The sequence below is a fragment of the Pseudomonas sp. CFBP 8770 genome, assembly GCF_014841705.1.
Lineage (GTDB): Bacteria > Pseudomonadota > Gammaproteobacteria > Pseudomonadales > Pseudomonadaceae > Aquipseudomonas.
In genome coordinates, this window is record NZ_JACYUL010000005.1 from 261,336 (window position 1) to 285,756 (window position 24,421).

The following is a 24,421-nucleotide window of genomic DNA, read 5'->3' on the forward strand; positions in this document are numbered from 1 at the left end:
CAGTTAACTCCGCCGCACAAACACCTCGACCCACAAACGCTGCTCCCTCGTGAGAGCAGCGTGCCTGGGGGATCAGTGGAACTGCTCTTCCTCGGTCGAGCCGGTCAGGGCGGTGACCGACGAGGCGCCGCCCTGGATCACGGTGGTCATGTCGTCGAAGTACCCGGTCCCCACTTCCTGTTGGTGAGCGACGAAGGTGTAGCCCTTTTCGGCATCGGCGAATTCCTGCTCCTGCAGCTTCACATAGGCCGTCATGTCGTTGCGCGCGTAATCGTGCGCGAGACTGAACATGCCGTGCCACATGTTGTGGATCCCGGCGAGGGTGATGAACTGATGCTTGTAGCCCATCGCCGACAGCTCGCGCTGGAATTTGGCGATGGTCGCGTCATCCAGGTTCTTCTTCCAGTTGAAGGAAGGCGAGCAGTTGTAGGAAAGCAGCTGGTCCGGGTACTCGCGCTTGATGGCCTCGGCGAAGCGACGCGCCTCATCCAGGTCCGGCTTGGCGGTTTCGCACCAGATGAGGTCGGCATAGGGCGCGTACGCCAGGCCACGGGCGATTGCCTGATCGAGGCCGGCACGTACCTTGTAGAAGCCTTCGGGTGTGCGGGTGCCGGTCACGAACGGCTGGTCGTAGGGGTCGCAGTCCGATGTCAGCAGGTCTGCAGCGTTCGCATCGGTGCGTGCCAGGATGATCGTCGGTACACCGGCGACATCGGCAGCCAGGCGCGCCGCAGTGAGTTTCTGCACGGCTTCCTGGGTCGGCACCAGCACTTTGCCGCCCATGTGCCCGCATTTCTTCACGGAGGCCAATTGGTCTTCGAAGTGCACGCCGGCAGCGCCTGCTTCGATCATGTTCTTCATCAACTCATAGGCATTGAGCACGCCGCCGAAGCCGGCTTCGGCGTCAGCCACGATTGGCGCGAAGTAGTCGATGTAGCCTTGGTCGCCCGGATTCTTGCCGGCTTTCCATTGGATCTGGTCGGCACGTCGGAACGAGTTGTTGATGCGCTTGACCACGGTCGGCACCGAGTCCACCGGGTACAGCGACTGGTCGGGGTACATCGATTCGGCGGAGTTGTTGTCGGCCGCGACCTGCCAGCCCGACAGGTAGATGGCCTGGATGCCGGCCTTGACCTGCTGCACCGCCTGGCCGCCGGTGAGCGCGCCCATGCAGTTGACGAAATCCTTGTCGGGACGGAATGAAGGCTTGGCGCCCTGGGTCACCAGGTTCCAGAGTTTTTCTGCGCCCAGGCGGGCCAGCGTGTGTTCGGGTTGGACCGAGCCACGCAGGCGCACCACGTCGGCGGGTGAGTAGTTGCGCGTCACACCTTTCCAGCGCGGGTTTTCGGACCAGTCTTTCGCAAGGGCCGCTTCTTGTTGTTCGCGTGTCAGTGCCATGGAGATAAACCTCGTGCATAGGTTCGATGATGGGGTTGCTGCGCCAGGCGCTGCTTGTGCCGAACTGCCGGTCGGCCCTGACCGTACGCCGCGCTTGCCTGGTTGGCAGAGACGCGGACCGGTGAGGGCGAGGCCATCATGCCCCATGGATTTTCTGCACGTCAAACGTTTTGTAGTGGAAATTATAGCGCACTACATATTCGCCGATTCCGCGACTGTAGAGTCAGTTTTCGAGGCTGCGGTCGCCGATTCGCGACAGGGGCAGCGCTGTCGTGGCTTAGACTCAATCAAGAGTGTCGACCTTGACTCGAACGGTCGTGTCGTTACGCCCCTGGGTGCTGTATTGGCGGGCGATGCCCTGTTGGTTGATGCTCGAATGCTCGTTCATGCCGGCCACCGTGATCCACTCGCCGAGCCGGCCGCTGAGGGTCGATTGGGTACTTTGCACGTTGACCACGTCGGCCCGTTCCTGGCTCAATCGGTCGTTGTTTGTAGCGATATTCAGGTGTACTACATCGCCAGTCAGGCTGGCGGTGACGTAGAAGCCCTGGGTGACATCGCGATACTCGGTCTGCGCTTGCAGGCGGCCGTAGGCATCCGTACCGGCGGTGGTCAAGGGTACGCTTTGGCCGATCTGGATGAGTGCCGGGCTGCCTTCGCTGGCTTGTACCTGTTGCACACCGCCGCTGCGGTTGTCGGTGCCGTACTGGACGATGCGCGTAGTGCCTGCGCCGTTGACGCGATAACCGCGCTGGTTGGCGGTATTGCTGTCGCTGGTGTCGACGCTGATCAGCAGGCGTCGCGCCGGCTTGTCCAATTGCTCCAGCAATGCAGTGAGCTCGTCCAGCTTGTCGGGCTCGGCGTTGACCACCAGTTGGTTGCCATAGGCCGCGACGGTGCCTTCACGGCCCACCAGTTGTTGGGCGATGGGGAGGATATCGGCACTTGTGCGATAGTGAAGGGGCATGACCTGGGTAGCCGCTTGGGCACTGGGCATCAGGCATAACAGCAGGCTGGCGAGCAGAAGGTGCAGCGGCATGTCCGTGATCTCCGCATTGGATGTGCGGACAAGTATGGCATGCGCGCTGAATGTACAGGATGCAGCGTATCAGCTGACCCGCGTCGGCCATTTCGCGGCCGCTGACCGCTCCCGCAGGTGCACGCCATTGGTCTGCGGATGACCACCCACAGGTGCACGCCATTGGTCTGCGGATGACCACCCACAGGTGCACGCCATTGGTCTGTGGATGATCACCCACAGGTGAATGCGATCCTCTGTGGGAGCGGTCAGTGGCCGCGAAAAGGGCGCTGCGGTCTCGCAGGCGCACCACGATGCGCCGTTCGGCTCTCACAGAAAGTCAGCTTGGACTGCGAACCATGTCCACATGAGGCAAGCCAGCTTCGAGAAACTCGCCGCTGACGATGCGAAAGCCATGGTGTTCGTAGAACGCCGTGGCGTGCACCTGGGCGCTGAGCTTCTGCTCGTGCAGGCCCAGCGCATTGGCATGGGCGATGACTGCTTGCAGCAACTTGTCGCCCACCCTCAACCCGCGCCAATCCTTGAGCACGGACACCCGACCGATCTCACCGTCGGCGAGCAGGCGGGCAGTGCCTACTGCGTAGTCGCCTTCGACGGCCAGGAAGTGCACGGCGCTCAGATCGTCCTCGTCCCATTCCAGCTCGGCCGGAATCGCCTGCTCGGCGATGAACACCGCCTCGCGAATGCGCCGGATATCTCGATTGTCCTTGTGCCAGTCCGCCACGCGCACGCCAATGCTATTCATCGATGGCGAACCCCAGGCTCCCTTGCTTCACCAGCTCGCAAAGCAGCGCGCGACCTTGTTCGTCGTTCATCCAGGGGCCCAGGTTGTCGATGTGCAAGGCGTCGGCCGCGCAGATCAGCTTCAACAGATCGCGCAGTTCGCCGGGCAGCAGGCGGCTCTGGCCGCTGGCGAACAACAGCAGGTCTTCGTCGACTTCCGACCAGGCCAGGCGAGCGCTAGGGTTACGCACCAGCAGGGCACCCTGCTCAAGTTCGGCGAGCAGATCGGCCTCGGCCATGTCTTCGCCGGCGACCAACTCCGGATAGCGCGGCTCGGTCATGAATTGGCCAAACCAGGTCAGCAGCAGTCGCTCGTCACTCATGTGCTCGGCCAGCAGGCGCTTGAGGCGATCGAGGGCGTCGTGCTGGATCTGGTGCGGGTCGGCCGCAGGCACGGCATCGGCGTCGCTGTAGCGCTCTTCGTCCGGCAGGAACTGGCTGAGGAAGTCGGTGAAGTGGGTCAGCACTTCGGCAGCGCTCGGGGCACGGAAGCCGACCGAATAGGTCATGCAATCGTCCACAGCAACGCCGCAATGGGCCAGGCGCGGCGGCAGATAGAGCATGTCGCCGGGCTCCAGGGTCCACTCTTCGCTCTGCTGGAAGTCGGCCAGGATGCGCAGATCCGGGTGATCGAGCAGCGGGCTCTGCGAATCGCACATCTGTCCGACTTTCCAGTTGCGCTTGCCCAGCCCCTGGAGCAGGAACACATCGTAGTTGTCGAAGTGCGGACCCACGCCGCCGCCTGGTGCGGCAAAGCTGATCATGACGTCATCAATGCGCCAGCTGGGCAGGAAGCGGAAGTGCTCGAGCAGCTCGGCGACTTCCGGAACGAACTGGTCAACAGCCTGGACCAGCAGGGTCCACTCGGTTTCGGGCAGCTTGCTGAATTCATCCTCGGCAAAGGGCCCACGGCGCATCTCCCACGGCTGGGCGCCGTGTTCGATGACGATCCGCGACTCGACTTCTTCCTCGAGCGCCAGGCCGGCGAGTTCATCGGCGCTCAACGGATTTTCGAAATCGGTGAAGGCCTGGCGTACCAGCAGGGGTTTCTTCTGCCAGTAGTCGCGGAGAAATTCAGCGGCAGTCAGGCCGCCCAGTATTTGAAGTGGGGTATTAGCTTTCATGTGTAACCTGCTGAATTATATTGCTTTTGTAACCGGAATAAAAACGCCCGGCGAAGCCGGGCGTCGAAGCGTCGTTGGCGAATGTCAGACGCGCTTGGCCTGAGCAGCCGCATTGCCTATGTAATTGGCCGGCGTCAGTTGCTTGAGCTCGGCTTTGGCCTGGTCAGGCATGTCCAGCCCGTCGATGAAGGTCTGCAGAGCTTGTGGGCCGATGCCCTTGCCGCGGGTCAGCTCCTTGAGCTTCTCGTACGGATTCTCGATGTCGTAGCGGCGCATGACCGTCTGAATCGGCTCGGCGAGCACTTCCCAACAGGCATCCAGATCTTCAGCTATTTTCTGAGTATTGATCTCTAACTTGCTGATTCCCTTGAGACTTGCCTCGTACGCGATGACGCTGTGGGCGAAGCCCACACCCAGGTTGCGCAGTACGGTGGAGTCGGTCAGGTCGCGCTGCCAGCGCGAGATCGGCAGCTTGCTCGCCAGGTGCTGGAACAGCGCGTTGGCAATACCCAGGTTCCCTTCAGAGTTCTCGAAGTCGATCGGGTTGACCTTGTGCGGCATCGTCGAGGAGCCGATTTCGCCAGCGATGGTGCGCTGCTTGAAATAGCCCAGGGAGATATAGCCCCAGATGTCACGATCGAAGTCGATGAGGATGGTGTTGAAGCGCGCGATGGCGTCGAACAGCTCGGCGATGTAGTCGTGCGGCTCGATCTGCGTGGTGTAGGGATTGAAGCCCAGCCCCAGTTCGTCTTCGATGAAGGCGCGGGCATTGGCTTCCCAGTCGATCTGCGGGTAGGCCGACAGGTGCGCATTGTAGTTGCCTACCGCGCCGTTGATCTTGCCCAGCAAAGGCACGGCGGCCACCTGGGCGATCTGCCGCTCCAGGCGGTACACCACGTTCGCCAGTTCCTTGCCCAGGGTCGTCGGCGAAGCCGGCTGGCCATGGGTGCGCGACAGCATCGGCACGTCGGCGAAGCGATGGGCCAGCTCGCGGATCGACCCGGCGATCTGGCGCATCAGTGGCAGCATCACGTCGTCGCGGCCTTCGCGCAGCATCAACGCGTGGGACAGGTTGTTGATGTCCTCGCTGGTGCAGGCGAAATGGATGAACTCGCTGACCTTGGCCAGTTCCGGCAGCTTGGCCGCCTGCTCCTTGAGCAGGTACTCGATGGCCTTGACGTCGTGGTTGGTGGTGCGCTCGATTTCCTTGACGCGCTCGGCGTGCTCCAGGGCGAAATCACTGGCAAGTACATCCAGTATGGCATTGGCCTCTGCCGAGAAAGCCGGTACTTCGGCGATCTGCGGATGCGCCGCCAGGCGCTGCAACCAGCGCACTTCGACCAGGGCGCGGAAGCGAATCAGGCCGTACTCGCTGAAAATGGTGCGAAGGGCCTGGGTTTTGCCGGCGTAGCGGCCGTCTACAGGGGAAACCGCAGTGAGCGAAGAAAGCTGCATGGGTATTCTCGGACAGTCGGGCTTTGAAAAGGGCGCGAATTATACATGAAAAAAGCCGGTTGGGCGGCGCGGGCCAACCCTCCGGTCATTCATCCGCGCATCAGGGGGTACAGCTCGCGCAACAACTTGCGGCGGCTGATCACCAGCTGCCAGCGATGACCGCCCAGCTGTCGCCACAGGCGCGCGGCGCGGATACCGGCCAACAGCAGGGCACGAATCTTCGAAGCATTGTTGGGTTGCTGCAGGTGGCGAGTGTCGCCGTGCACCTGGATGCGCTGGCGCAGAGTGCTCAGGGTGTCCTGGTACAGCGCACCAGTGGCGGCGATGACGTTTTCATGGCCTTGGCCGAAGTGCTCGACCTGGTTCTGGATCTGCGGAATGCGCTTGCCGATGATCTCGAGCATCTCGCCGCGCTTGGCCAGCTGCCGCTCCAGGCCCAGCATCGACAGCGCGTAGCGCAGCGGCTCGCGCTGCAGGCTGCCGGGGTCTCGCTCAAGCGCGCTGGACAGCGCACCATAACCTTCGCGCAGGTGGCTGTCGTCGCCACCGAACACTTCAAGCGTGTTCTGCGGATCGACCACCAGCAGGCTGCCCAGCAGGCAGGCGACGTCGGCCTCGGCGGCGGAACCGGTCTTGGCGATCCGGTCGACCAGCACCGCGGCCTGGAACACCGCGCCCAGTGCTACCAATTGTTCCTGCAGGTTGTTCATGGCTGGCTCCACGGCTCGGCGACTTCGATGACGCCGCCGCCCAGGCAGATCTCGCCGTCGTAGAACACCACGGACTGGCCGGGGGTGACCGCTCGCTGGGCTTCGTCGAACACCGCGCGATAGCCCTCGGCGGTCTGTTCCAGGGTGCACGCCTGGTCGGCTTGCCGGTAGCGCACCTTGGCCGTCAGGCGCCGCGGCTCGGCCAGGTCCACCGGGTTCACCCAGTAAATTTCCGAAGCGAGCAGGGCGCGGGAAAACAGCATCGGGTGCTCATTGCCCTGGCCCACGATCAATTCGTTGGCGACCAGGTCCTTGGCCAGCACATACCACGGGTCGTCACCGGCGTCCTTGAGGCCGCCGATACCCAGCCCCTGGCGCTGGCCGATGGTGTGGTACATCAAGCCGTGGTGACGGCCGATGACCTCGCCGCTGGTGGTCTTGATCTCGCCTGGCTGTGCCGGCAGGTACTGCTTGAGAAAGTCGCTGAAGCGTCGTTCGCCGATGAAGCAGATACCGGTGGAATCCTTTTTCTTCGCGGTCGCCAGACCGTGCATCTCAGCGATCGCGCGCACTTCGGGCTTTTCCAGTTCGCCCACGGGGAACAGCGTACGGGCGATCTGCTCGCCGCCGACGGCGTGCAGGAAGTAGCTCTGGTCCTTGTTCGGGTCCAGGCCCTTGAGCAGTTGGGTCTGCCCGTCGGTGTCGCGGCGACGCACGTAGTGGCCGGTGGCGATCAGGTCGGCGCCGAGCATGAGCGCGTAGTCAAGGAACGCCTTGAACTTGATCTCGCGGTTGCACAGGATGTCCGGGTTCGGCGTGCGGCCGGCCTTGTACTCCTCGAGGAAGTGCTCGAAGACGTTGTCCCAGTATTCTGCCGCGAAGTTGGCGGTGTGCAGCTTGATGCCCAGCTTGTCGCAAACGGCCTGGGCATCCGCCAGGTCCTCGCGCGCCGTGCAGTATTCGGTTCCGTCGTCTTCTTCCCAGTTCTTCATGAACAGGCCTTCCACGTGGTAACCCTGCTCCATCAGCAGAAGGGCGGACACGGACGAGTCGACGCCGCCGGACATGCCGACGATGACGCGCTGCTTTGCACAGTGGCGGGGAGCTGGCTCACGCATAGGAATTCGATGGGGCCTCTGAAAAGGACGCGATTCTAACAGGGTGCGTTGGAAAACGCTCAGGTGCGAATCAGCTCGAGGCTGTGCAGGGGGCGTGTCAGGTAGTCGTCCAGGCACTGCATGACCAACTCGCTGCGCAGTCGATGCCCTTGGGCGGCGAGCTCTTCGCGGTTCAGCCAGGTGGTACCGCTGATGTCTGGATCCAGCTCGCGCTCGGGGTTCAGGTGCAAGGGGCGGGCACTGAAGCAGATGCGCTGGTAGGTCACGCCGTTGCTGGGTGCGGTATACAGGTAAATGCCGACCACGCCGGTCAGCTCGACGTCCCAGGCGGTTTCTTCGAGGGTTTCGCGCAAGGCGGCCTGCATGAGGTTTTCGTCGGGATCCAGATGGCCTGCCGGCTGATTGAGAACCAGCCGGCCGCCTTTCATTTCCTCGACGAACAGAAAGCGTCCGCGATCCTCGACGATGGTGGCGACAGTGATGTGAGGTTGCCAGGTCATGATGGAATCATCCCGTTGATGAACCCCTCGTAGGAGCGGTCCGTGGCCGCGAACCAGGCGCCGCGGTGCATCAGACAATACGCGTTGCCCTGTTCGCGGCCGATGACCGCTCCTGCAAGAGATCGCCTGCGCTGAAAAAGTCAGCCCCGGCACGAGGCCAGGGCTGGGGGTGTTACCGGTTCAAACCTTACACCAGCGAAGCGATCGCGGCGTTCAGGGTTTCGCTTGGGCGCATGGCCTTGCGGGTCAGTTCCGCATTGGCATGGTAATAGCCGCCGATGTCCACCGGTTTGCCCTGAACGGCGTTGAGCTCGGCGACGATCTTCGCCTCGTTCTCGGCCAGGGTCTTGGCCAGCGGCGCGAACTGCGCTTGCAGGGCGGCGTCGTCGTTCTGCTCGGCCAGAGCCTGGGCCCAGTACAGTGCCAGGTAGAAGTGGCTGCCGCGGTTGTCGATGTTGCCGACCTTGCGCGATGGCGACTTGTTGTTGTCCAGGAACTGGCCGGTGGCCTTGTCCAGGGTTGCGGCCAGTACCAGCGCCTTGGGGTTGTCGTAGGTGCTGCCCAGGTGCTCCAGCGAAGCGGCCAGAGCGAGGAACTCACCCAAAGAGTCCCAGCGCAGGAAGTTTTCTTCGACCAGCTGCTGCACGTGCTTGGGCGCCGAACCACCTGCGCCGGTTTCGAACAGGCCACCGCCATTCATCAGCGGGACGATCGAAAGCATCTTGGCGCTGGTGCCCAGTTCCATGATCGGGAACAGGTCGGTCAGGTAGTCGCGCAGCACGTTGCCGGTCACGGAAATGGTGTCTTGCCCGGCACGAATGCGCTTGAGCGAGAAGGCCATGGCATCGACCGGCGACATGATCTGGATGTCCAGGCCATTGGTGTCGTGGTCCTTCAGGTATTTCTGCACCTTGTCGATCATCACTGCGTCATGGGCGCGCGCAGGGTCGAGCCAGAACACCGCAGGGGTGCTGCTGGCGCGGGCGCGATTGACGGCGAGCTTGACCCAGTCCTGGATCGGCGCGTCCTTGGTCTGGCACATGCGGAACACGTCGCCCGCTTCGACCTTCTGCTCCATGAGCACGCGGCCGTTGCTGTCGCTGACGCGGACCACGCCGTCGGCGGCAATCTGGAAGGTCTTGTCGTGCGAGCCGTATTCTTCGGCCTTCTGCGCCATCAGACCAACGTTGGGCACACTGCCCATGGTGGTCGGATCGAATGCGCCGTGCTTCTTGCAGTCTTCGATGGCCGCCTGGTAGATGCTGGCATAGCAACGATCCGGGATCAGTGCCTTGGTATCCTGCAGCACACCCTCAGTGTTCCACATCTTGCCCGAGTCGCGGATCATGGCCGGCATCGAGGCGTCGACGATGACGTCGCTGGGCACGTGCAGGTTGGTGATGCCCTTGTCGGAGTTGACCATGGCCAGGGCAGGGCGAGTGGCGTAGACGGCTTGCACGTCGGCTTCGATCTGCGCCTGCTGCTCGGCGGGCAGCGACTTGATGCGCGCGTACAGGTCGCCGATGCCATTGTTCAGGTTGAAACCGACCTGCTCCAGCACGTCAGCGTGCTTGTCCAGCGCTTCTTGATAGAACTCGGCGACGATCTGGCCGAACATGATCGGATCGGAGACCTTCATCATGGTGGCTTTCAGGTGAACGGAGAACAGCACGCCCTGTTTCTTGGCGTCCTCGATCTCGGCGGCCACGAAGGCGCGCAGGGCATTCTTGCTCAGCGCAGCGCAGTCGATGATCTCGCCGGCCAGGACCTTGGTCTTTTCTTTCAGGACGGTGGTGCTGCCGTCGCTGCCGACCAGCTCGATCTTGACGCTGCCGTCAGCTTCGATCAGGGCGCTCTTCTCGCTGCCGTAGAAATCGCCGCTGCTCATGTGCGCAACGTGTGACTTGGAGTCGGCGGCCCAGGCGCCCATCTTGTGCGGGTGCTTGCGCGCGTAGTTCTTGACCGACAGCGGTGCACGGCGGTCGGAGTTGCCTTCACGCAGTACCGGGTTCACGGCGCTGCCCTTGACCTTGTCGTAGCGGGCGCGGGTGTCCTTGTCGGCATCCGACTCGGCGCTGTCGGGGTAGTCGGGCAGGTCGAAGCCCTGATCCTGCAGCTCTTTGATCGCCGCCTTCAGTTGCGGTACCGAAGCACTGATGTTCGGCAGCTTGATGATGTTGGCTTCAGGCGTGGTGGCCAGGGTGCCCAGCTCGGCGAGATCGTCCGGCACGGGTTTGCCGGCCTGCAGACGCTCGGGGAAGCTTGAAAGAAGGCGTGCCGCCAGGGAGATGTCGCGGGTCTCGACGGCGATGTCCGAAGAAGCGGTGAAGGCTTCGATGATCGGCAGCAGCGAGTAGGTGGCCAGGGCTGGCGCTTCATCGGTGAAGGTATAGATGATCTTTGAGCGGGTGGGCATAATCGAATTAACTCTCTTCTTTGCTGAGCGTGCACAGAATCTCGAGATGCGCAGGATAGGCGCTTTCGCTCGTTGTCATCAATGAGGCGAAAAATCGAGCATTGGTCGCGGTGATGTGGGATGCATCAGTAGAGCGTCAAGCGGTCGACCGGCGACAGCGGCCCTCTCGCGGCTTGCATGGGCAGCGCACGCGGGCGGACCGGTCCGACCAGAGTGACCCTGCGGTCACTGCGGCAGTATACCACTGGTCGCGGCGATGAATACTGTGTAGGGGGCACAAAGCTGGGCGGGTCGGCAGCTGCCGGAAACGAAACAGGCCATCCGTGTGGATGGCCTGTGCAGGTGCAAGTTCGCAGCAATGACGGCGAGCAAGCGCTCACGTTGCCCGGCATGCGCCCGAGGAACGCTTGCTCGCGATCACTGTTCCTGCGCCGCGATCATGCGTTCGCGGACTCTCGGGTCTCGTCACTGGTCGTCGCGACGCTTGCCTGCGTGGCTTCCGCTTGCGTGATTGCGGCCCCTGCTGCCTGGATCTTTACGGCGTGCAGGCCCTTGGGGCCCTGGATAATCTCGAAAGCGACGGCCTGGCCGGCCTTCAGCGTCTTGTAACCCTCCATGGTAATGGCGGAAAAATGGGCGAAAAGATCCTCGGTCTGGCCGTCTTCGATAATGAAGCCGTAGCCCTTGGCATTGTTGAACCACTTGACTTTACCACTGCGCATACCCATATCCCTCTGCAAAGGACTCCAGCTCTGGAGTATCATCCACTTCATGCGCAACACAACCGATTGAAAAAATTTGGTTGACTGCGCGGACCTTTCTTCCCCAATGTGGGTTCTACTGTTTGTAACACCGTTTTGCCGATAGTCAAGGTCATGCGGCGACCGAGTCAAAATTCGGTCACAAGGTCAACCCACCACTTCTATTCGCTCAACGATGAATCTTCTTTCCATGCATGCATTCAGTCAGATTCGACTAACCTTCAATCAAGACCGCCCGCAGTCGCACGAGGACGATTCGGCAGGCATTGCCGTCCAGGAATCCAAGCCTGCGTTGCAGGCACCACCGATGTACAAGGTGGTTTTGTTCAACGACGACTACACCCCGATGGATTTCGTCGTCGAGATCCTCGAGGTTTTTTTCAATCTGAATCGTGAGCTGGCGACCAAGGTCATGCTGGCCGTCCATACAGAAGGACGGGCAGTATGCGGATTGTTTACCCGTGACATCGCCGAAACCAAGGCCATGCAGGTCAACCAGTACGCCAGGGAAAGCCAGCATCCGCTACTCTGTGAAATCGAGAAGGACGGTTAACGCCGACCACTTGGGTATGAGGTGAAGCTATGTTAAACCGCGAGCTCGAAGTCACGCTCAATCTTGCCTTCAAGGAAGCGCGCTCCAAGCGTCATGAGTTCATGACCGTGGAGCACCTTCTTCTGGCGCTATTGGACAACGAGGCAGCCGCCACCGTATTGCGCGCGTGCGGCGCCAATCTCGAAAAACTCAAACACGACCTGCAGGAGTTCATCGACTCCACCACGCCGTTGATCCCCGTGCATGACGAGGACCGTGAGACCCAGCCAACCCTGGGCTTCCAGCGTGTACTGCAGCGCGCCGTGTTCCATGTACAAAGTTCGGGCAAGCGAGAAGTCACCGGGGCCAATGTGCTGGTGGCGATCTTCAGCGAGCAGGAAAGCCAGGCCGTGTTCCTGCTCAAGCAGCAGAGCGTGGCGCGAATCGATGTGGTCAACTACATCGCCCATGGCATTTCCAAGGTCCCTGGCCACGGTGACAGTTCCGAAGGCGAGCAGGAGATGCAGGACGAGGAAGGGGGTGATACGTCTTCCTCGAGCAACCCGCTGGACGCCTATGCCAGCAATCTCAACGAGCTTGCCCGCCAGGGCCGTATCGACCCATTGGTCGGTCGCGAGAGCGAAGTCGAGCGCGTAGCGCAGATTCTCGCCCGTCGCCGCAAGAACAACCCGTTGCTGGTGGGCGAAGCAGGCGTGGGCAAGACAGCCATCGCCGAAGGCCTGGCCAAGCGCATCGTCGACAGCCAGGTACCCGATCTGCTGGCCAACAGTGTCGTGTATTCGCTCGACCTGGGTGCATTGCTGGCCGGTACCAAGTACCGCGGCGATTTCGAGAAGCGCTTCAAGGCGCTGCTCGGCGAGCTGAAGAAACGACCGCAAGCGATCCTGTTCATCGACGAGATCCACACCATCATCGGTGCGGGTGCTGCTTCGGGCGGGGTGATGGATGCGTCCAATCTGCTCAAGCCGCTGCTGTCCTCCGGCGACATTCGTTGCATCGGTTCGACCACTTTCCAGGAATTCCGTGGCATCTTCGAGAAAGACCGCGCCCTGGCACGCCGCTTCCAGAAAGTCGACGTGTCCGAGCCTTCGGTGGAAGACACCATCGGTATCCTGCGTGGACTCAAGGGGCGGTTCGAGCAGCACCACAACATCGAATACAGTGACGAAGCACTGCGTGCGGCCGCCGAGCTGGCGTCGCGCTACATCAATGACCGACACATGCCCGACAAGGCCATCGACGTCATCGACGAGGCAGGTGCCTACCAGCGCCTGCAGCCTGAAGCCAATCGAGTCAAGCGCATCGAAGTGCCTCAGGTCGAAGACATCGTGGCCAAGATCGCGCGGATTCCGCCGAAGCATGTGACCAGTTCCGACAAGGAGCTGCTGCGTAACCTGGAGCGTGACCTCAAGCTCACTGTATTTGGCCAGGACGCTGCCATCGACTCGCTGGCCACGGCAATCAAGCTGTCGCGTGCCGGGTTGAAGGCGCCGGACAAGCCCGTGGGTTCGTTCCTGTTCGCCGGCCCTACCGGTGTCGGCAAGACCGAGGCTGCGCGCCAGCTGGCCAAGGCCCTCGGCGTGGAGCTGGTGCGTTTCGACATGTCCGAGTACATGGAGCGTCACACCGTATCGCGTCTGATCGGTGCGCCGCCGGGTTATGTCGGGTTCGACCAGGGCGGTCTGTTGACCGAAGCCATCACCAAGCAGCCGCATTGTGTGCTGCTGCTCGATGAGATCGAAAAGGCTCACCCGGAGGTCTTCAACCTGCTGCTGCAGGTCATGGATCACGGCACCCTGACCGACAACAACGGACGCAAGGCGGATTTCCGCAACGTGATTCTCATCATGACCACCAACGCCGGTGCCGAAACCGCTGCGCGGGCCTCGATCGGGTTTACCCATCAGGACCACTCATCCGACGCCATGGAAGTGATCAAGAAGAGTTTCACGCCGGAATTCCGCAACCGCCTGGACACCATCATCCAGTTCGGTCGCCTGAGTCACGAAGTCATCAAGAGCGTGGTCGACAAGTTCCTTACCGAACTGCAGGCGCAACTGGAAGACAAGCGTGTGCAGCTTGAAGTCACCGATGCCGCGCGCGGCTGGCTGGCGGCAAGTGGCTACGACGTGCAGATGGGCGCACGCCCCATGGCTCGCCTGATCCAGGACAAGATCAAGCGGCCGTTGGCGGAAGAGATCCTGTTCGGCGAGTTGGCCGAGCATGGCGGGGTGGTCCACATCGACATCAAGGACGGCGAGCTGACCTTCGATTTCGAAACCACGGCTGAGATGGCGTAACGGCTCGACGCGGTTTGCGCCGCTGCTACAGAGGTTTGCGTAACCCCTGTAGCAGCGGCGCAAGCCGCGTCAGCTTTTCGTGTCCAAATCCCACGCACACAAAAACGCCCGGCAATGCCGGGCGTTTTCATGTGTCTCGGTTCAGCGAGCGCGGTAAGTGATGCGCCCTTTGCTCAAATCATAGGGCGTCAGTTCAACACGCACCTTGTCACCGGTCAGAATACGAATGTAGTTCTTGCGCATCTTGCCGGAGATATGCGCGGTTACGACGTGCCCGTTTTCCAACTCCACGCGAAACATGGTGTTGGGCAGGGTGTCGACGACAGTGCCTTCCATTTCGAAGCTGTCTTCTTTCGACATGCAGTAAAACCCTCGGTATCCAGTTGATGGCCCGGTGCAACTGCGCCAGGCAAAAGCGGCGTGCATTGTGCCCGAAAAAGGGGTCTCAAGCCAAGGGGTTCAGTTAAGTGTTACCCATCTCTGGTTGATAAGCAGCTCGATCGGTCGATATTGGGTCTTGTAATTCATCTTTTGGCAGTTCTTTATCCAGTAACCCAGATAGACCGCATCCAGATTCAATCGCCGTGCTTCCTCGATCTGCCACAGGATGGCCAGGCGCCCCAGGCTGCGTCGCTCTTCGGTCGGCTCGTAGAAGGTATACACGGCAGACAGCCCGTTGGGCAGCAGGTCGGTCACGGCCACTGCCAGCAGCCTGCCTTCCAGGCGGAATTCGTAGAAGCGCGAAAACGGCAGGTCTCGGACCAGAAACGTCGAAAACTGATCACGGCTGGGGGGGAACATGTCGCCATCGGCGTGACGCTGTTCGATGTAGCGCTGGTACAGGTCGAAATACTCTTCGCTGAAGCGGGGGGTTGCACTCGTCACCTGGACGTCGTGATTGCGCTTGACGATGCGTTTCTGCTGGCGCGAGGGGGTGAAGCCTGCCGTGGGAATGCGTGCCGGCACACAGGCGTTGCAGCGCTGGCAGTGCGGTCGGTAGAGGTGGTCACCGCTGCGTCGGAAACCCATCTCCGAAAGGTCGGCGTAGACGTTGACGTCCATCGGCTGGCTCGGGTCGAGAAACAAGGTCGTGGCTTGCTCGTCGGGCAGGTAGCTGCACGAATGGGGTTGAGTGGCATAGAACTTCAAGCGCGCCAACTCAGTCATGATGAACCCTCGGAATGAAACCATTGCATCAAGTGTAAGCCAGTGCCGGATAACTCGCCTAGCGCTGCCATGTCGCGCTGTTGGGCTGGTCGAGGTATTGACTCAGGTAACCGGCGAACTGGTTTCGGGCGATGCTTCTTGCGCCCAGGCTGTGCAAGTGCTCGGTGGGCATCTGGCAGTCGATCAGGACGAAGCCGGCCTGCTGCAGATGCTCGACCAGGGTCACGAAGCCGACCTTGGAGGCATTGTCGGCACGGCTGAACATGGATTCGCCGAAAAACAGTTTGCCCATGGCCAGGCCATAGAGGCCGCCGACCAGTGTCTCGCCGTCCCACACCTCGACCGAGTGCGCGTGCCCTTGCTCGTGCAGGGTGAGGTAGGCGCGTTGCATGTCGCCGGTTATCCAGGTGCCGTCGGTGTAGTCGCGCGGCCCGGCGCAGGCAGTGATGACAGCCGCAAAATCCTGATCGAAGGTCACCCTGAAACGTTGCTGGCGCAGCACCTTGCGCAGGCTGCGTGACACATGCAGTTCGGCGGGCATCAGCACCGTACGCGGATCCGGTGACCACCAGAGAATCGGCTGACCGTTTTCAAACCAGGGGAAGCAGCCGTGTCGGTACGCCTGCACCAGGCGCTCGGGGCTCAGATCGCCACCGGCAGCCAGCAGGCCATTGGGCTCGCGCATCGCCTTGCTCAGCGGAGGAAAGACCAGTTCGTTTCGTTTGAGCCAAGTCAGCATGATTGTTCGCTACGGCAGGGGAGGGTGGTATCGGCGGCGATGAGTTCATCCTGCCACGAACCTGTTGGCACGCCAATGCGTGTCGGCAGTGCTGCGCACCGCTGGCAGTAGAGCCTTCATGTAACTTTTCCCGACAACTGCAGTCTCATGGCACTGTTCTTCAAGATCCGCTCGTAAGGTCTTGTCGGATAAGGCAATGCACCACTAAGCCGGCATTCCTGCGTCTTCTGGTTCGGTACTGAACGTCGCAAGGCAGCACGCGCTTATATTGCAGATGCGCGAATTGCCGACAAACCCGTACAATGCGATCTTTGCAGGGCCCGTTGTCCGTCGATAGTGGCCATTTGCTGTATTTTTGTCATTCATCAGTTGCGCGCTCAGACAGGCGCAGGAAATCAAGCGTTTTGAAGAAATCCACTGCCTCGTCCGCTCCCGCATCGGTGCCTGTCTGGCGCCAGCAGATGCATTATCGCCTCAAGGAAGGCGCACTGATCGCCATGGGCGCGCTGTGCCTTTACCTGTGGATGGCGTTGTTGACCTACGACCAGACCGATCCCGGCTGGAGCCACACCAGCAGCAACATGGACCAGGTGCAGAACGCTGCCGGCCGTGCCGGTGCGTTCGCCGCCGATATTCTGTTCATGGTGCTGGGCTATTTCGCCTATATCTTTCCCCTGCTGCTGGCGGTCAAGACCTGGCAGATCTTCCGTCAGCGCCACGAATCCTGGCAGTGGAGTGGCTGGCTGTTTTCCTGGCGCCTCATCGGGCTGGTGTTCCTGATTCTCTCCGGCGCGGCCCTGGCTCATATCCATTTCCATTCCGCCGGCAGCCTGCCGGCGTCCGCCGGCGGCGCGCTGGGCCAAAGCCTCGGCAACCTGGCGCTCAACGCCTTGAACATCCAGGGCAGCACCCTGTTGTTCATCGCACTGTTTCTGTTCGGCCTGACCGTGTTCACCGACCTGTCCTGGTTCAAGGTCATGGACATGACCGGCAAGATCACCCTCGATCTGCTCGAACTGATGCAGGGCTCGGCCAGCCGCTGGTGGGCGGCACGTGCCGAACGCAAGCAACTGGTTGCCCAACTGCGTGAAGTGGACGAACCGGCCTACGCTGCGCCCAGGGTCAGCGAGCCGCGCGATGTTGCGAAGCCCAGGCCGGTGCGGCCTGCGCCGGTGGAACCGACCCTGCAGAGCCGTCCGGTAGCACCCATCGCGCCGGCTGCAATGGCGGCGCCGGTCGCGGCCATTCAGCCCCTGCGGCCTGCGGTCCCGATCAAGCCGTTGAGTGAGGAAAGCACTCAGGGTGCGCCGAACGGCAAGCCGCCTGAGCAAAGCGCGCGGGTGCAGAAGGAGAAGCAGGCGGCGTTGTTCGTCGACAGCGCCGTGCAGGGCACCTTGCCGCCGATTTCCATTCTCGATCCTGCCGAAGAGAAGAAGGTCAACTATTCGCCAGAGTCGCTGGCGGCGGTAGGCCAGTTGCTGGAGGTGAAACTCAAGGAATTCGGCGTGGAAGTGACCGTCGATTCCATTCATCCCGGCCCGGTGATCACCCGTTACGAGATCCAGCCGGCGGCCGGCGTCAAGGTCAGCCGCATCTCCAACCTGGCCAAGGACCTGGCGCGTTCGCTGGCGGTGCTCAGTGTCCGTGTGGTCGAAGTCATTCCCGGCAAGACCACCGTCGGTATCGAGATTCCCAACGAAGACCGGCAGATCGTGCGTTTCTCCGAAGTGCTGTCCTCGCCCCAGTACGACGAGGCCAAGTCGCCTGTCACCATGGCGCTGGGCCACGACATCGGCGGCAAGCCGGTGATCACCGACCTGGCCAAGATGCCTCACCTGCTGGTGGCCGGTACCACCGGTTCCGGCAAGTCGGTGGGGGTCAACGCAATGATCCTGTCGATCCTGTTCAAGTCGGGCCCGGAAGACGCCAAGCTGATCATGATCGACCCGAAAATGCTCGAATTGTCGATCTACGAGGGCATCCCGCACCTGCTTTGCCCCGTGGTCACCGACATGAAGGACGCGGCCAACGCGCTGCGTTGGAGCGTTGCCGAGATGGAGCGTCGCTACAAGCTGATGGCGGCCATGGGCGTGCGCAACCTGGCGGGCTTCAACCGCAAGATCAAGGACGCCGAGGAGGCCGGAACGCCACTGGGCGACCCGCTGTACAAGCGCGAGAGCATTCACGACGAGGCGCCGCTGCTCAAGACCCTGCCGACCATCGTCGTGGTCGTGGACGAATTCGCCGACATGATGATGATCGTCGGCAAGAAGGTCGAAGAGCTCATCGCGCGTATCGCACAGAAGGCCCGTGCCGCCGGTATCCACCTGATCCTCGCCACCCAGCGACCTTCGGTGGACGTCATCACCGGTTTGATCAAGGCCAACATCCCCACGCGCATGGCATTCCAGGTATCGAGCAAGATCGACTCGCGCACCATCATCGACCAGGGCGGCGCCGAACAGCTGCTGGGTCACGGTGACATGCTCTACATGCCGCCGGGCACCAGCCTGCCGATTCGTGTGCACGGCGCCTTCGTTTCCGACGAAGAAGTGCATCGCGTGGTCGAGGCGTGGAAGCAGCGTGGCGTGCCCGACTACAACGAAGACATTCTGGCGGGCGTCGAGGAAGCCGGCAGTGGCTTCGAGGGCAGCAGTGGCGGCGGTGATGGCGACGACAGCGAAAGCGACGCACTCTACGACGAGGCAGTCAACTTCGTGCTGGAAAGTCGTCGCGCGTCCATCTCGGCGGTACAGCGCAAACTCAAGATCGGCTACAACCGCGCGGCGCGCATGATCGAGTCCATGGAAATGGCCGGTGTGGTTACGCCCATGAACACCAATGGCTCGCGCGAAGTGATCGCGCCGGGCCCGATGCGCGACTGATGCAACGCTCGCGCCTTACCCTAGAACGAGGATTCCCATGCGCCTGATTCGCATGCTGTTGGTTTCTGCCCTGGCCTTGTCCAGCCTGTCGGTTCATGCCGACGACAAGGATGTGGCGCGCCTGACGCAACTGCTGGAGAAGTCCCAGACACTGACCGCGCGTTTTTCCCAGCTGACCCTGGACGGCAGCGGTACCCAGTTGCAGGAAACCGCCGGGCAGATGGCCCTGCAGCGCCCTGGCCTGTTCAATTGGCACACCGACGCGCCCCAGGAACAGCTGATGGTCTCCGACGGCAAGAAGGTTTCGCTGTGGGACCCGGACCTGGAGCAGGTCACCATCAAGACCCTCGACCAGCGCTTGACCCAGACCCCAGCGCTGCTGTTGTCCGGTGACGTGTCGAAGATCAGCCAGAGCTTCGACATCAGTGCCAAGGAAGCCGGCGATGTGATCGATTTCGTGCTCAAGCCCAAGACCCGCGACACCTTGTTCGACTCACTGCGCCTGTCGTTCCGCAAGGGTGTGATCAACGATATGCAACTGATCGACAGCGTTGGCCAACGCACCAATATCCTGTTCATGAACGTCAAGGCCAATGAGCCGATCGCCGCGAACAAGTTCAAGTTCGACATCCCCAAAGGGGCGGACGTGATCCAGGAATAACTCGAGGTCGATTGCCGCCCCATGGACCTGTTTCGCAGTGATCCCATTGCCCAGCCGCTGGCCGCGCGCCTGCGGGCCAGCAACCTGGACGAATACGTCGGCCAGGAGCATCTGCTCGCCCGCGGCAAGCCGCTGCGCGAGGCATTGGAGCAGGGCGCCCTGCACTCGATGATCTTCTGGGGGCCACCGGGCGTGGGCAAGACCACCCTGGCACGGCTGCTGGCGAAGGTGTCCGATGCTCACTTCGAAACCGTTTCGGCGGTGCTTGCCGGGGTCAAGGAGATTCGTCAGGCGGTCGAGGTGGCCAAGCAGCAGGCGGGCCAGTATGGCCGTCGCACGATTCTGTTCGTCGATGAAGTGCACCGTTTCAACAAGTCTCAGCAGGACGCGTTCCTGCCCTACGTGGAAGACGGCACGCTGATCTTCATCGGCGCCACCACCGAAAACCCTTCGTTCGAACTCAACAACGCCTTGCTCTCGCGGGCCCGTGTGTATGTGCTCAAAAGCCTCGACGAGGCGGCGTTGCGGCGTCTGGTCGACCGCGCGCTGAACGAGGAACGTGGCCTGGGCAAGCGCCGCCTGCGCCTGGGCGATGAAGCCTTCGCCATGCTCATGGCCGCCGCGGACGGTGATGGACGCAGGATTCTCAACCTGCTGGAGAACGCCTCCGACCTCGCCGAAGACGGCGAGGAAATAGGCACCGAGCTGTTGCAGAGCCTGCTGGGCGATACCCGTCGACGCTTCGACAAGGGCGGCGAGGCGTTCTACGACCAGATATCGGCCTTGCACAAATCCGTGCGCGGCTCCGATCCGGATGCGTCGCTGTACTGGTTCGCACGGATGCTTGATGGTGGTTGCGATCCGCTCTATCTGGCCCGGCGGGTGGTGCGCATGGCCAGCGAGGACATCGGCAACGCCGATCCGCGCGCGCTGCCGCTGTGCCTGTCGGCGTGGGATGTGCAGGAGCGTCTGGGCAGCCCCGAAGGTGAGCTGGCGGTAGCCCAGGCCATCGTTTACCTGGCGTGTGCACCCAAGAGCAATGCCGTTTACATGGGCTTCAAGGCGGCGATGCGCGAAGCGGCCGAACACGGCTCGCTGGAAGTGCCGCTGCATTTGCGCAACGCCCCGACCAAACTGATGAAGCAGCTAGGTTACGGCGACGAGTACCGCTATGCCCACGATGAACCGGACGCCTATGCGGCCGGTGAAGACTACTTCCCCGAGCAGTTGAGTCCACGTCACTACTATCGTCCCGTACCGCGTGGGCTGGAACTGAAGATAGGCGAAAAGCTCAAGCACCTCGCCAGTCTGGACGACAGCAGTCCACGGCGGCGGAGAAAGGCATGATCCCAACCATTGTCGCGGTATCTCTGGGTGGGGTGATCGGCACACTGCTGCGCCTGTTCACCGCGACCTACATCAATGCGAACTGGCCACGTCTGTTCTATACCGGTACGCTGGCCGTCAATATCATCGGGTGCCTGATCATTGGCTACCTGTATGGGCTGTTCATGATTCGCCCGGACATTCCGGTCGAGATTCGTTCGGGATTGATGGTGGGATTCGTGGGTGGCCTTACCACCTTCTCGTCATTTTCGCTGGACACCGTGCGCTTGCTCGAAAGCGGCCAGGGACTGGTTGCCATGGGCTACTGCGCTGTGAGCGTATTCGGCGGCCTGTTGGCCACCTGGGCCGGCCTGGCACTGACTAAAATCTGACCAATACTGATAAACGAGAGACCGACATGCTCGATTCCAAACTGTTACGTAGCCAGCTTCAGGACGTAGCGGATCGCCTTGCCAGCCGTGGCTATGTCCTGGATGTGGCACGCCTCGAGGCGCTGGAAGCCCAGCGCAAGACCGTGCAGACCCGCACCGAACAACTGCAGGCCGAGCGCAATGCGCTGTCCAAGTCCATTGGCCAGGTGATGAAAAGTGGCGGCGATGTCGACGCGCTGAAAGCGCAGGTCGAGTCCATTGCCGAGGAGCTGGGTCGTGGCAAGGCGGAGTTGGAACAGCTGCAGGGCGAGCTCGACGGTATTGCGCTGGGCATTCCCAACCTGCCCCACGAATCGGTGCCGGTCGGCGCGGACGAAGACGGCAACGTCGAGGTCCGCCGCTGGGGAACGCCTACCACGTTCGACTTCCCGGTGCAGGATCACGTTGCCCTGGGTGGCAAGTCGGGTGGCCTGGATTTCGAGACGGCCGCCAAGCTGTCCGGCGCACGCTTTGCCATCATGCGTGGGCCGATTGCCCGCCTGCATCGCGCACTGGCGCAGTTCATGATCAACCTGCACGTCAGCGAGCATGGCTACGAAGAAGCCTACACCCCGTATCTGGTACAGGCGCCGGCCTTGCAGGGTACCGGTCAGTTGCCCAAGTTCGAAGAAGACCTGTTCAAGATCAGCCGTGAAGGTGAAGCCGATCTGTATCTGATCCCCACGGCCGAAGTCTCGCTGACCAACATCGTGGCCGGGGAAATCCTCGATGCCAAGCTGCTGCCCCTCAAGTTCGTTGCCCACACGCCGTGCTTTCGCAGCGAAGCCGGTGCGTCCGGGCGCGATACGCGTGGCATGATCCGCCAGCACCAGTTCGACAAGGTCGAGATGGTCCAGGTGGTCGAACCTTCCAAGTCCATGGAGGCTCTGGAAAGCCTGACCGCCAACGCCGAGCGCATCCTGCAGGCGCTGGAGCTGCCGTACCGGGTCCTGGCCCTGTGCACCGGCGACATGGGCTTCAGCGCGGTGAAAACCTACGATCTGGAAGTCTGGGTGCCGAGCCAGGACAAGTACCGCGAGATTTCCTCGTGTTCCAACACTGGGGATTTCCAGGCGCGGCGCATGCAGGCCCGCTTCCGTAATCCCGAAACAGGCAAACCCGAACTGGTGCATACCTTGAACGGCTCGGGCCTGGCAGTCGGTCGCACCTTGGTGGCCGTGCTGGAGAACTACCAGCAGGCCGACGGCAGCATCCGCGTGCCCGAAGTACTCAAGCCCTATATGGGCGGCATCGAGGTCATCGGCTAAATGGAGTTTCTGCCGCTGTTCCACAAATTGCGCGACAGCCAGGTGCTTGTGGTAGGCGGGGGCGAGATCGCCCTGCGCAAATCGCGCCTGCTGGCCGAGGCTGGCGCGGTGCTGCGCGTGGTCGCTCCGAGCATCGACCCGCAGCTTGCCGATCTGGTGCGCGGCAGCGGCGGGCAGATGCTCGACCGGGGTTACCTGAGCAGCGATCTGGACGGCTGCGTGCTGGTGATCGCCGCCACCGATGACGAACCACTCAACGCCCAGGTGTCGGCCGATGCCCGCGCGCGCTGTGTGCCGGTCAACGTGGTCGATGCGCCAGCACTGTGTACGGTGATCTTTCCGGCCATCGTCGACCGCTCACCCTTGGTGGTGGCGGTGTCCAGTGGCGGCGACGCCCCGGTCCTGGCACGGCTGATCCGCGCCAAGCTGGAAACCTGGATTCCATCCACCTATGGCGAGCTAGCCGGCCTGGCGGCGCGCTTTCGGCAGAAGGTCAAGGCGCTGTACCCGGATGTCACCCAGCGCCGTGCGTTCTGGGAGGAAGTGTTTCAGGGCCCGATCGCCGATCGCCAGTTGGCCGGGCAGGGCGCCGAGGCCGAGCGCATGCTCCAGGCCAAGGTGGACGGCGCGCCGCCCCATGCGCCAGGTGAGGTCTACCTGGTGGGCGCTGGCCCCGGTGACCCGGACCTGCTGACTTTTCGCGCCCTGCGCTTGATGCAGCAGGCCGATGTGGTGCTCTACGACCGCCTCGTCGCGCCGGCCATCCTCGACCTGTGTCGTCGCGACGCCGAACGGGTGTATGTCGGCAAGCGTCGCGCCGAGCATGCCTTGCCGCAGGAACAGATCAACCAGCAACTGGTGGCCTTGGCCAAGCAGGGCAAGCGCGTGCTGCGCCTCAAGGGCGGGGATCCGTTCATATTCGGCCGGGGCGGCGAAGAGATCGAGGAATTGGCGGCCCACGGCATCCCATTCCAGGTGGTACCGGGCATCACTGCAGCCAGCGGCTGTGCCGCGTATGCCGGCATTCCACTGACCCACCGCGACTACGCGCAGTCGGTGCGTTTCGTCACCGGGCACTTGAAGAACAACACCAGTGACCTGCCGTGGCACGATCTGGTGTCTCCAGGGCAGACGCTGGTGTTCTACATGGGCCTGATCGGCCTGCCGATCATCTGTGAAGAGTTGATTCGCCACGGGCGCGCCGCGGATACACCGGCGGCGTTGATCCAGCAAGGCACCACGGTGAACCAGCGGGTGTTCACCGGCACCCTGGCGGACTTGCCGCGGATGGTCGCCGAGCATGAAGTGCATGCACCTACGCTGGTCATCGTTGGCGAAGTGGTGGTGCTGCGCGAGAAACTGGCCTGGTTCGACGGCGCGCAGTACCGCTGACGCGCACAGGCCGGCGCCGGGTGTTGATGATGGACGACAGCCGTTACTTGGGAATGGGCTGGATGTCCTGAATCACAGCATTGCTGCGTCGGACCAGTACGAAGTTGTCGCCGATCTGCACCCACTGGCTGTCCGGATCGGGTTGCTTGAGCCCCGAGGATTTCCACCCGATGAAAGCTGAATCGGGTTGGGCATAGGCTGCCGGAACACGGTCGCCCTTGCCCAGGGACACCAGCTCGGTGGCGTTGCCGGGCGGGCGGAATACTTCGATGGCGAACGTGGCGGGCGATGCGGCCGACAGTAGCGCGCCGGTGACGCACAGCGAAGCGAACAGCATGCGGCTCATGGGTAACTCCTGAACAATACCGTGGGCTGAGCGTACCATTCTCCATCCA

At 62.1% G+C, this 24,421-nt stretch carries 22 protein-coding genes; 8 read left to right on the forward strand and 14 right to left on the reverse strand.

Annotation, left to right across the window (positions count from 1 at the left end; all coding sequences use genetic code 11):
* Positions 1-72 precede the first annotated feature (72 nt).
* The 10 genes from aceA to cspD all read right to left on the reverse strand — a co-directional run bounded on the left by aceA (position 73) and on the right by cspD (position 11,271).
* Positions 73-1,398: an isocitrate lyase gene (gene aceA / locus IFT98_RS13340; protein WP_122715554.1), complete on the reverse strand. Its 1,326-nt coding sequence runs from the start codon at positions 1,396-1,398 to the stop codon at positions 73-75.
* 283 nt (positions 1,399-1,681) lie between these two features.
* Positions 1,682-2,437 (reverse strand): secretin N-terminal domain-containing protein, encoded by a 756-nt coding sequence (locus IFT98_RS13345; RefSeq protein ID WP_192049164.1) that lies wholly within the window; start codon positions 2,435-2,437, stop codon positions 1,682-1,684.
* A gap of 319 nt (positions 2,438-2,756) precedes the next feature.
* Positions 2,757-3,182: a GNAT family N-acetyltransferase gene (locus IFT98_RS13350; RefSeq protein ID WP_192049166.1), complete on the reverse strand. Its 426-nt coding sequence runs from the start codon at positions 3,180-3,182 to the stop codon at positions 2,757-2,759.
* Positions 3,175-4,344: a ribosomal protein uL16 3-hydroxylase gene (locus tag IFT98_RS13355; RefSeq protein WP_192049168.1), complete on the reverse strand. Its 1,170-nt coding sequence runs from the start codon at positions 4,342-4,344 to the stop codon at positions 3,175-3,177. Before IFT98_RS13355 ends, IFT98_RS13350 begins: the two co-directional genes overlap by 8 nt.
* Positions 4,345-4,428: 84 nt before the next feature.
* On the reverse strand, positions 4,429-5,799 hold the full coding sequence (gene purB, locus IFT98_RS13360; protein WP_192049170.1) for an adenylosuccinate lyase: 1,371 nt from the start codon (positions 5,797-5,799) through the stop codon (positions 4,429-4,431).
* A gap of 89 nt (positions 5,800-5,888) precedes the next feature.
* Positions 5,889-6,509, reverse strand: coding sequence for a high frequency lysogenization protein HflD (hflD, locus tag IFT98_RS13365; protein ID WP_122477760.1), 621 nt, complete (start codon positions 6,507-6,509; stop codon positions 5,889-5,891).
* Entirely contained in the window at positions 6,506-7,627 is a 1,122-nt protein-coding gene (gene mnmA / locus IFT98_RS13370) for a tRNA 2-thiouridine(34) synthase MnmA (protein WP_192049172.1), read from the reverse strand. The genes hflD and mnmA overlap by 4 nt, the downstream gene beginning before the upstream one ends.
* A gap of 59 nt (positions 7,628-7,686) precedes the next feature.
* A complete protein-coding gene (locus tag IFT98_RS13375; protein WP_192049174.1) occupies positions 7,687-8,127 on the reverse strand; it encodes an NUDIX hydrolase in 441 nt (146 codons plus the stop codon).
* Between the two features lie 187 nt (positions 8,128-8,314).
* Positions 8,315-10,543, reverse strand: coding sequence for an NADP-dependent isocitrate dehydrogenase (locus tag IFT98_RS13380; RefSeq protein WP_192049176.1), 2,229 nt, complete (start codon positions 10,541-10,543; stop codon positions 8,315-8,317).
* A 437-nt stretch (positions 10,544-10,980) separates the two neighbouring features.
* Positions 10,981-11,271, reverse strand: coding sequence for a cold shock domain-containing protein CspD (cspD, locus tag IFT98_RS21080; RefSeq protein WP_274603763.1), 291 nt, complete (start codon positions 11,269-11,271; stop codon positions 10,981-10,983).
* A gap of 223 nt (positions 11,272-11,494) precedes the next feature.
* Here cspD and clpS point away from each other — a divergent pair, with 223 nt between their 5' ends.
* Together clpS and clpA are read left to right on the forward strand one after the other, a co-directional pair.
* Positions 11,495-11,857: an ATP-dependent Clp protease adapter ClpS gene (clpS, locus tag IFT98_RS13390; RefSeq protein ID WP_043190060.1), complete on the forward strand. Its 363-nt coding sequence runs from the start codon at positions 11,495-11,497 to the stop codon at positions 11,855-11,857.
* 29 nt (positions 11,858-11,886) lie between these two features.
* Positions 11,887-14,157, forward strand: coding sequence for an ATP-dependent Clp protease ATP-binding subunit ClpA (clpA, locus tag IFT98_RS13395; protein WP_122477768.1), 2,271 nt, complete (start codon positions 11,887-11,889; stop codon positions 14,155-14,157).
* 141 nt (positions 14,158-14,298) lie between these two features.
* On the opposite strand, the gene infA is transcribed toward clpA, so the two are convergent.
* The 3 genes from infA to aat all read right to left on the reverse strand — a co-directional run bounded on the left by infA (position 14,299) and on the right by aat (position 16,063).
* A complete protein-coding gene (gene infA / locus IFT98_RS13400) occupies positions 14,299-14,517 on the reverse strand; it encodes a translation initiation factor IF-1 (RefSeq protein ID WP_002553999.1) in 219 nt (72 codons plus the stop codon).
* Between the two features lie 99 nt (positions 14,518-14,616).
* Entirely contained in the window at positions 14,617-15,324 is a 708-nt protein-coding gene (locus tag IFT98_RS13405) for an arginyltransferase (protein ID WP_122715546.1), read from the reverse strand.
* A gap of 58 nt (positions 15,325-15,382) precedes the next feature.
* Positions 15,383-16,063, reverse strand: a complete 681-nt coding sequence (aat, locus tag IFT98_RS13410) for a leucyl/phenylalanyl-tRNA--protein transferase (protein WP_192049180.1) — start codon at positions 16,061-16,063, stop codon at positions 15,383-15,385.
* 404 nt (positions 16,064-16,467) lie between these two features.
* Between aat and IFT98_RS13415 the strand changes: the two genes are divergently transcribed.
* The 6 genes from IFT98_RS13415 to cysG are packed head-to-tail and all read left to right on the forward strand — an operon-like array spanning position 16,468 to position 24,026.
* Entirely contained in the window at positions 16,468-18,948 is a 2,481-nt protein-coding gene (locus tag IFT98_RS13415; protein WP_244650953.1) for a DNA translocase FtsK, read from the forward strand.
* A gap of 37 nt (positions 18,949-18,985) precedes the next feature.
* Positions 18,986-19,609, forward strand: coding sequence for an outer membrane lipoprotein chaperone LolA (gene lolA / locus IFT98_RS13420; protein WP_122797024.1), 624 nt, complete (start codon positions 18,986-18,988; stop codon positions 19,607-19,609).
* A 21-nt stretch (positions 19,610-19,630) separates the two neighbouring features.
* Positions 19,631-20,956 (forward strand): replication-associated recombination protein A, encoded by a 1,326-nt coding sequence (locus tag IFT98_RS13425; RefSeq protein ID WP_192049184.1) that lies wholly within the window; start codon positions 19,631-19,633, stop codon positions 20,954-20,956.
* On the forward strand, positions 20,953-21,327 hold the full coding sequence (crcB, locus tag IFT98_RS13430) for a fluoride efflux transporter CrcB (protein WP_122715541.1): 375 nt from the start codon (positions 20,953-20,955) through the stop codon (positions 21,325-21,327). The genes IFT98_RS13425 and crcB overlap by 4 nt, the downstream gene beginning before the upstream one ends.
* A 26-nt stretch (positions 21,328-21,353) precedes the next feature.
* Positions 21,354-22,634, forward strand: coding sequence for a serine--tRNA ligase (gene serS / locus IFT98_RS13435; RefSeq protein ID WP_192049186.1), 1,281 nt, complete (start codon positions 21,354-21,356; stop codon positions 22,632-22,634).
* A complete protein-coding gene (cysG, locus tag IFT98_RS13440; RefSeq protein WP_192049188.1) occupies positions 22,635-24,026 on the forward strand; it encodes a siroheme synthase CysG in 1,392 nt (463 codons plus the stop codon).
* Between the two features lie 43 nt (positions 24,027-24,069).
* On the opposite strand, the gene IFT98_RS13445 is transcribed toward cysG, so the two are convergent.
* Positions 24,070-24,372, reverse strand: a complete 303-nt coding sequence (locus IFT98_RS13445; RefSeq protein ID WP_192049190.1) for an RcnB family protein — start codon at positions 24,370-24,372, stop codon at positions 24,070-24,072.
* Positions 24,373-24,421 lie beyond the last annotated feature (49 nt).